This window comes from Streptomyces sp. C (assembly GCF_000158895.1).
Lineage (GTDB): Bacteria > Actinomycetota > Actinomycetes > Streptomycetales > Streptomycetaceae > Streptomyces > Streptomyces racemochromogenes.
Window position 1 is genome coordinate 5,025,551 of the sequence record NZ_GG657750.1, and the last position, 7,169, is coordinate 5,032,719.

Sequence of the window (7,169 nt, forward strand, 5' to 3'; positions counted from 1 at the left end):
CGGTAAACGACCGGATTCGGCCCCTGCCCGGAACCGATTTCAGGGGCGGGTCATCCGCAGCACGTCGAGTGCCTCGTCCAGCTGCGCGAGGGTGAGCGCACCCCGGTCGACGTAGCCGGACTCCAGCACGACCTCCCTGATCGTCTTCCGCTCGGCGAGCGCCCGCTTGGCCACCTTGGCGGCCTCCTCGTAGCCGATGTACCGGTTGAGCGGGGTCACCACCGAGGGCGAGGACTCGGCGTACTCCCTGGCCCGCTCGGAGTTGGCGGTGATCCCGTCCACGGTGCGGTCGGCCAGCAGCCGGCTCCCGTTGCCCAGCAGGCGGATCGACTCGAGGAGGTTCCGGGCCATCACCGGGAGCATCACATTGAGCTCGAAGTTGCCGGCGGCGCCCGCCACGGCGACGGTCGCGTCGTTCCCCATCACCTGCGCGGCGATCATCAACAGCGCCTCGGGGACGACCGGATTGACCTTCCCCGGCATGATCGAGGACCCCGGCTGGAGATCCGGCAGGTTGATTTCGGCCAATCCGGTGCGCGGGCCGGAGGACATCCAGCGCAGGTCGTTGCAGATCTTGGTGAGCGAGACGGCGATCGTGCGGAGCACCCCCGAGGTCTCCACCAGCGCGTCCCGCGCGCCCTGGGCCTCGAAGTGGTCGCGCGCCTCGGTCAGCGGCAGCCCCGTCGCGTCGGCCACCTCGGCGATCACGGCCGCGGAGAAGCCGGGCGGGGTGTTGATGCCGGTGCCCACCGCCGTACCGCCCAGCGGCAGTTCGGCCAGCCTCGGCAGGGCGGCCCGGAGCCGGTCGACGCCGTAGCGGACCTGGGCGGCGTACCCGCCGAACTCCTGGCCCAGGGTGACCGGGGTGGCGTCCATCAGGTGCGTGCGCCCGGCCTTGACCACCTCGGCGAACTCGGCCGCCTTGCGCTCCAGGGCGGCGGCGAGGTGCTCCAGGGACGGGATCAGCTCGCGGGAGACGGCGGCGGTGGCGGCGATGTGGATCGACGAGGGGAAGACGTCGTTGGAGCTCTGGGAGGCGTTGACGTGGTCGTTGGGGTGGACCTCGCGCCCGAGCCGCTCGGTGGCCAGGGTCGCGATCACCTCGTTGGTGTTCATGTTGGACGAGGTCCCGGACCCGGTCTGGAACACGTCGACGGGGAAGTGCTCGTCCCAGCGCCCCTCGGCGACCTCGGCGGCGGCCGAGCGGATCGCCTGCGCGACGTCCTCGTCCACCACCCCCAGCCGGGCGTTGACCAGGGCGGCGGCCGCCTTGATCCGGGCGAGGGCCTCGATGTGGGCGCGCTCGATGCGCTGCCCGGAGAGCGGGAAGTTCTCCACCGCGCGCTGGGTCTGCGCGCGCCACTTGGCGTGCGCGGGGACGCGTACCTCGCCCATGGAGTCGTGCTCGGTCCGGAACGCCTGCGGCTGCTGCTGATCGTCGGTCATCTTCGTAGCCTCCTCAGAAACTTGAGCAATTGTCTTGTTCGAACTGTTCCCATCTCCCCTACCGGCCAGTAAATACCGGGGGTAACACCTATATCGGGGAGGCGTTCATGGCACGTGCCCGCACGAAACCCACGCTCAGATGTACCTTCGCCGCCGTCGCGGCGTTCGCGGCCGCCCTCGGGGGCGTCACCGCCGTCACCCCCCTGGCCCAGGCCGCACCCGCCGTGTCCGGCTCGATCGCCCCGCTGTCGCCGGAACTGGAGGCCGTCCGCGCCGCCGAGGCCGTGAAGATCTACGGGGACCCGGCCGTCCGCCCGCTCGCCGAACGCAAGACGGGCCTCATCTCCCTCGGCGACAGCGAGATCTCCGGCGAGGGCGTCGGCAACTACGACCCCGCCACCAACACCCCGTCCAACCAGTGCCACCGCTCGCCCGACGCGGCGATCCACCGCACCGGGATCCCCGCCGACCTCACCTTCAACGTCGCCTGCTCCGGCGGCTACACGGGCAACATCCGCATCGGCGGCAGCAAGCAGTACGCCGACGAGCTCGTGCAGAGCGACAACCTCGCCATCAAGGCCCGCAACACCAGGATCAAGATGGTGGTGCTGGTCGCCGGAGCCAACGACGACCTCCAGTTCGGCCCCGTCATGACCGACTGCGTCACCCGCTGGGTGCTCAGCCAGGGCACCTGCGAACCCAAGTACGGCCCCGGCTGGCAGGCCCGCGTCGACGGCCTGAAGCCCAAGGTCGAGGCCACCGTCGCCGACCTCAAGACGGTCATGCGCGACGCCGGCTACGCCGACACCGACTACAAGCTCGTCGTCATGGGCTACCCCAGCCCCATCGGCCCCGACTTCAACGACAACCCCGCCTTCCCCGGCAAGCTTCCCGGCGGCTGCGCCGGCTACGACTCCGACGCCACCTGGGGCCGCAACCACGCCGTGCCCACCTTCGAGAAGGGCATGCGCGCCGCAGCCCTCGCCTCCGGAGCGGTCTACCTCGACAACTCGCGGCTCTTCCACGGCCACGAGGTCTGCATGGAGGACACCTGGGCCCGCGGCCTCTACCTCGACCTCGGGGACCACTTCCCCTGGGACGAGAACACCGCCCGCCAGTCCTTCCACCCCAACTACCGCGGCCACGGCGCCTTCGCGTCCTGCCTCACCCAGCTCTACGGCTCCGGCCTGCGCGAGGCCTCCTGCGCCGACCCGGCGAGCACCGGCACCCCCGTACTCCAGGCCGGCGCCTGGGACTCCCTCTACAAGCCCGTCAAGAACGAGGCCACCGGCAACTGCCTCGACTCCTTCGGCGGCTCCAGCGCCAACGAGACCAAGGTGGTCGGCTGGGACTGCCACGCCGGCCGCAACCAGGGCTGGTGGTACGACTCCGCGAAGAAGTCCCTCCACGTCGAGCTCACCCACGACCGCTGCCTGGACGCCCCGGGCGCCAACTACGGCGCCGGCACCGGCATGATCCTCTACAACTGCCACGGCGGCGCCAACCAGCAGTTCGTCCGCGACGGCGCCACCCTGCGCCCCGCCGCCGCCCCCGGCATGTGCCTCACCGTCGCCGCCGCCCACGAGCAGCTGCGCCTCCAGCCCTGCAACGGCTCCGCGAACCAGCGCTTCGCGTAACCCCGCTCCCCGCACCGCCACCGCACCCCCCACACCCGGCCGGACCGACCCGGCCGGGTGTTCCCACGTCCGGGGGCCGCTACATGGCCTCCAGCTGCTCCCGCACCTGCCGGGGCCGGTTGGTGATGATCGTCTCCACCCCGAGCCGTACGCACAGCTCCACGTCCTCGGGCTCGTCCACGGTCCACACCCGCACCCGCAGCCCCTTCGCCCGCAGCCGCCCCACCAGCCCCGGATCCCTGCGCACCAGGTCGATCCCGGGCCCCGCGTGCCCCGCGAACGGCGGACGCGGCGCCCGCACGGCCCGCTCGATCAGGTACACGGCCGGCAGGCCCGGCGCCAGCCGGTGCATCCGGGTCAGCGCGTTCCGGGAGAAGCTCATCACCTCGACGCGGCCGTCCGCGCCGTCGGCCAGTCCGTACTCCTTCAGCACCCGGACGAGCTCGGCCTCCAGCCGCCCGCCGGCCCGGGTCGGGTGCTTGGTCTCCACGGCCAGCCCGACGGGCCGGTCCGCGGCGAGGGCCTCCTTGAGCAGGTCCTCGAAGAGCAGCACCCGCGCCCCCCGGTGCTCCTCGCCCTTCCACCCGCCGAAGTCGAACGCGCACAGCTCCTCGTACGTCATCGCGGAGACCACCCCCCGCCCGTCGGAGGTCCGCTCCACACTCCGGTCGTGCACGCACACCAGCCGCCCGTCCCGGGTCAGCCGCACGTCGCACTCCAGCGCGTCGGCCCCGTCCGCGATGGCCCTGCGGTACGCCCCGAGGGTGTGCTCGGGGTGCTCGTGGGAGGCCCCGCGGTGCGCGACGACCCGGGTGGTGCGGGCGGTGCGGAGGGAGGCGGTCGTCGCTGTCATACGGGGATCCTTGCGAACCGGGGTGAACGGGTCGCCGCAGGGCGGCGTACCCGACGTTAACCGGGACCGGCGCGGCGGCGGCGGCAGGGGGCCGACATGCGAGGGGGCCCCTCCGCCGTTCGGCGGAGGGGCCCCGGTCACACGGTCACGGACCCGGGGTCACAGGCCCGGGCCGCGGACCGGGATGTGGGTGAACGTCGGCTCGGGCGCCGGGTTCTGGAAGAAGTCGTTGCCCTTGTCGTCGACGACGATGAAGGCCGGGAAGTCCTCGACCTCGATCTTCCAGACCGCCTCCATGCCGAGCTCCTCGTACTCCAGGACCTCGACCTTCTTGATGCAGTCCTGCGCCAGGCGCGCCGCCGGGCCGCCGATCGAGCCGAGGTAGAAGCCGCCGTGCGCGCCGCACGCGTCCGTCACCTGCTGCGAGCGGTTGCCCTTGGCCAGCATGACCTTGGAGCCGCCCGCCGCCTGGAACTGCTCGACGTAGCTGTCCATGCGGCCGGCCGTGGTCGGGCCGAAGGAGCCGGAGGCGTAGCCCTCGGGGGTCTTCGCGGGGCCGGCGTAGTACACCGGGTGGTCCTTGAGGTACTGCGGCATGCCCTCGCCCGCGTCGAGCCGCTCCTTGATCTTGGCGTGCGCGATGTCGCGGGCCACGACCAGGGGTCCGGTGAGGGACAGGCGGGTCTTGACCGGGTGCTTGGTCAGGGTCGCCAGGATCTCGTCCATCGGCTGGTTCAGGTCGATGGAGACCACGTCCGAGGACTCGTCCAGGTGGGAGTCCGTGGTGTCGGGCAGGAAGCGCGCCGGGTCCGTCTCCAGCTGCTCCAGGAAGACGCCCTCGGCGGTGATCTTCGCGACGGCCTGGCGGTCCGCGGAGCAGGACACGGCGATGGCGACCGGGAGGGAGGCGCCGTGGCGGGGCAGGCGGACGACGCGGACGTCGTGGCAGAAGTACTTGCCGCCGAACTGCGCGCCGATGCCGATCTTCTGGGTCAGCTCGAAGACCTGCTGTTCGAGGGCCTCGTCGCGGAAGCCGTGGCCCAGGGCCGAGCCCTCGCGCGGCAGCTCGTCCAGGTAGTGGGCGGAGGCGTACTTCGCGGTCTTGAGCGCGTGCTCGGCGGAGGTGCCGCCGACCACGATCGCCAGGTGGTACGGCGGGCAGGCCGCCGTGCCGAGCGAGCGGATCTTCTCCTCCAGGAACTTCATCATGGAGGCCTCGTTGAGGACCGCCTTCGTCTCCTGGTAGAGGAAGGACTTGTTGGCGGAGCCGCCGCCCTTGGCCATGAAGAGGAACTTGTACGCGCCGCCGTCGGTCGCGTACAGCTCGATCTGCGCGGGCAGGTTCGAGCCGGTGTTCTTCTCCTCCCACATGGTCAGCGGGGCCATCTGCGAGTAGCGCAGGTTCAGCTTGGTGTAGGCGTCGTAGATGCCGCGCGAGAGGGCTTCCTCGTCGCCGCCCCGCGTGAGGACGTTCTGGCCGCGCTTGCCCATGACGATCGCCGTGCCCGTGTCCTGGCACATGGGCAGGACGCCGGCCGCCGCGATGTTCGCGTTCTTCAGGAGGTCGAGCGCGACGAACTTGTCGTTCGAGCTGGCCTCCGGGTCGTCGATGATCCGGCGGAGCTGCGCGAGGTGGGCGGGGCGCAGGAAGTGCTGGATGTCGTGGATGGCCTCCGCGGCGAGCTTGCGCAGTGCCTCGGGCTCGACCTTGAGGAACGTACGGCCGTCGGCCTCGAACGTCGAGACGCCCTCCGAGGTGACCAGCCGGTAGGGGGTGGTGTCCTCGCCCAGGGGCAGCAGGTCGGTGTACGCGAACTCCGGCATTTGGGTAGCCATTCCTCACTCGGCAGACAGCGCTGGCGACCAATTGGCAGCGCGGACATCAAGCGTAGGACCTCTCGCGCCGGGTGCGTCTGTGAGGTAAGGCTCACCCAGCAGTATCGCGATCTATCGTGTCTCGCTATGCTGGGCGGCGTGGACATGGAAAAGCACACCGCCGCCCCCGCCCCGGCGCCGGGCGGTGAGGCCGCAGGGCCCTCCGGGCTGCGCGCCTCCGACGCCGACCGGGACCGGATCGCGCAGATCCTCTCCGACGCCCTCGCGGAGGGCCGGCTGACCTCCGAGGAGCACTCCGAGCGCCTGGACACCCTGTACGCGGTCAAGACGGTCGGCGAGCTGGACCTGCTGGTGCGCGACCTCCCCGCGGACACGGGCGGCCACCGGCCGGCCGCTCCCGCCGCAGCCGCCGGCGCGACTACTGTCATTTTTCGCGGCCGCGGCCGCCGGCGGGCCCGTCGAGACGGTGGTCGCGGTGTGCAGCAGCTCCGCCCGCAAGGGCCGCTGGCGCCCCGGCGCCCGCACCCGTGCGGTATCGGTCATGGGCGACATCACCATCGACCTCACCGAGGCCGTCTTCGAGCAGCAGGTCACCGAGATCACCGTGACCAGCGTCCTCGGCAACGTCGAGGTCCTGGTCCCCGAGAACGTCACCCTGCGCGGCTACGGCAGCGGCGTCCTCGGCAACTTCGAAGTGCGCGGCGAGGGCGTCGCCGCCGACCCGCAGGCCCCCGTCGTGATCGTCCGCGGCTTCGCCCTGCTCGGCAACATCGAGGCCCGGCCCAAGCGCGGATCGCGCCTCGTCGACCTGGCCGCGAAGCTCCGCAAGCACCTGGACTGAATCCCGACCGCGCGGCGGCCGGTTTCGGACGAACCGTGTCGCCCCGGTGGCACACGGTGCTTAGCGGCACGCGCAGCGGGTAGGGACTGGTGCATCGTCTCTCGCTCGCGTATACGTCGTCAGGAGTAGACCGTGCCGCATCCGCCGCATCAGTCCCTGCAGGCAGCCGCCGTCCAGAGCCTTCCGACGCGCCCGGCTGCCGTGCCGAAGCCGCGGGTTCCGGCCAGGGAAGAGGACGGCCCATGGCACGCCGAGGCCGTCTGCCGCAGGGATGAGGCGGGACTGTTCTTCGCACCGTCCAAGGAGCCGACCGCGGCCCGGCTGGCGCGCGAGGAGGCCGCCAAAAGGGTCTGCGCCCGCTGTCCGGTGATGGTCGCCTGCCGCGAGCACGCCCTGCTCCAGCCGGAGCCGTACGGGGTCTGGGGCGGGCTCACCGCCGCCGAGCGCCGGGTGGTGCTGGGGCGCAGGCGGCGCCGGGCCGCCGAGCTGCTCCCGGGCGCGGCCGCGCCCGGACCGGTCGCACGCGGCGGGCTGACCGGCGCGGACGCACCGGCCG

The 7,169-nt window shown here is 71.8% G+C and carries 6 protein-coding genes and 1 pseudogene; 4 read left to right on the forward strand and 3 right to left on the reverse strand.

All coding sequences use genetic code 11. The annotated features are described in order from the left end of the window. Positions 1 to 39 precede the first annotated feature (39 nt). Positions 40 to 1,446 (reverse strand): class II fumarate hydratase, encoded by a 1,407-nt coding sequence (locus SSNG_RS22855; RefSeq protein WP_007266265.1) that lies wholly within the window; start codon positions 1,444 to 1,446, stop codon positions 40 to 42. Between the two features lie 107 nt (positions 1,447 to 1,553). Between SSNG_RS22855 and SSNG_RS22860 the strand changes: the two genes are divergently transcribed. After that, positions 1,554 to 3,083 carry a ricin-type beta-trefoil lectin domain protein gene (locus SSNG_RS22860; protein WP_007266266.1) on the forward strand — a complete coding sequence of 510 codons (1,530 nt, stop codon included), beginning with the start codon at positions 1,554 to 1,556 and terminating at the stop codon, positions 3,081 to 3,083. Positions 3,084 to 3,162: 79 nt separating this feature from the next. On the opposite strand, the gene SSNG_RS22865 is transcribed toward SSNG_RS22860, so the two are convergent. Together SSNG_RS22865 and SSNG_RS22870 are read right to left on the reverse strand one after the other, a co-directional pair. Then, entirely contained in the window at positions 3,163 to 3,936 is a 774-nt protein-coding gene (locus SSNG_RS22865; protein ID WP_007266267.1) for a glycerophosphodiester phosphodiesterase, read from the reverse strand. Between the two features lie 159 nt (positions 3,937 to 4,095). Then, positions 4,096 to 5,760: a fumarate hydratase gene (locus tag SSNG_RS22870; RefSeq protein WP_042801684.1), complete on the reverse strand. Its 1,665-nt coding sequence runs from the start codon at positions 5,758 to 5,760 to the stop codon at positions 4,096 to 4,098. A gap of 156 nt (positions 5,761 to 5,916) precedes the next feature. On the opposite strand from SSNG_RS22870, the pseudogene SSNG_RS45325 reads away from it, so the two are divergent. From SSNG_RS45325 to SSNG_RS22880, 3 genes and pseudogenes are all read left to right on the forward strand, one after another. Beyond that, a pseudogene (locus SSNG_RS45325) lies at positions 5,917 to 6,078 on the forward strand (DUF1707 domain-containing protein); the annotation flags it as partial. Positions 6,079 to 6,247: 169 nt separating this feature from the next. Beyond that, positions 6,248 to 6,613 (forward strand): LiaF domain-containing protein, encoded by a 366-nt coding sequence (locus tag SSNG_RS45330; protein ID WP_347232461.1) that lies wholly within the window; start codon positions 6,248 to 6,250, stop codon positions 6,611 to 6,613. Between the two features lie 156 nt (positions 6,614 to 6,769). Further along, a partial coding sequence (locus tag SSNG_RS22880) for a WhiB family transcriptional regulator (protein WP_277752167.1) occupies positions 6,770 to 7,169 on the forward strand: 400 nt, incomplete at its 3' end.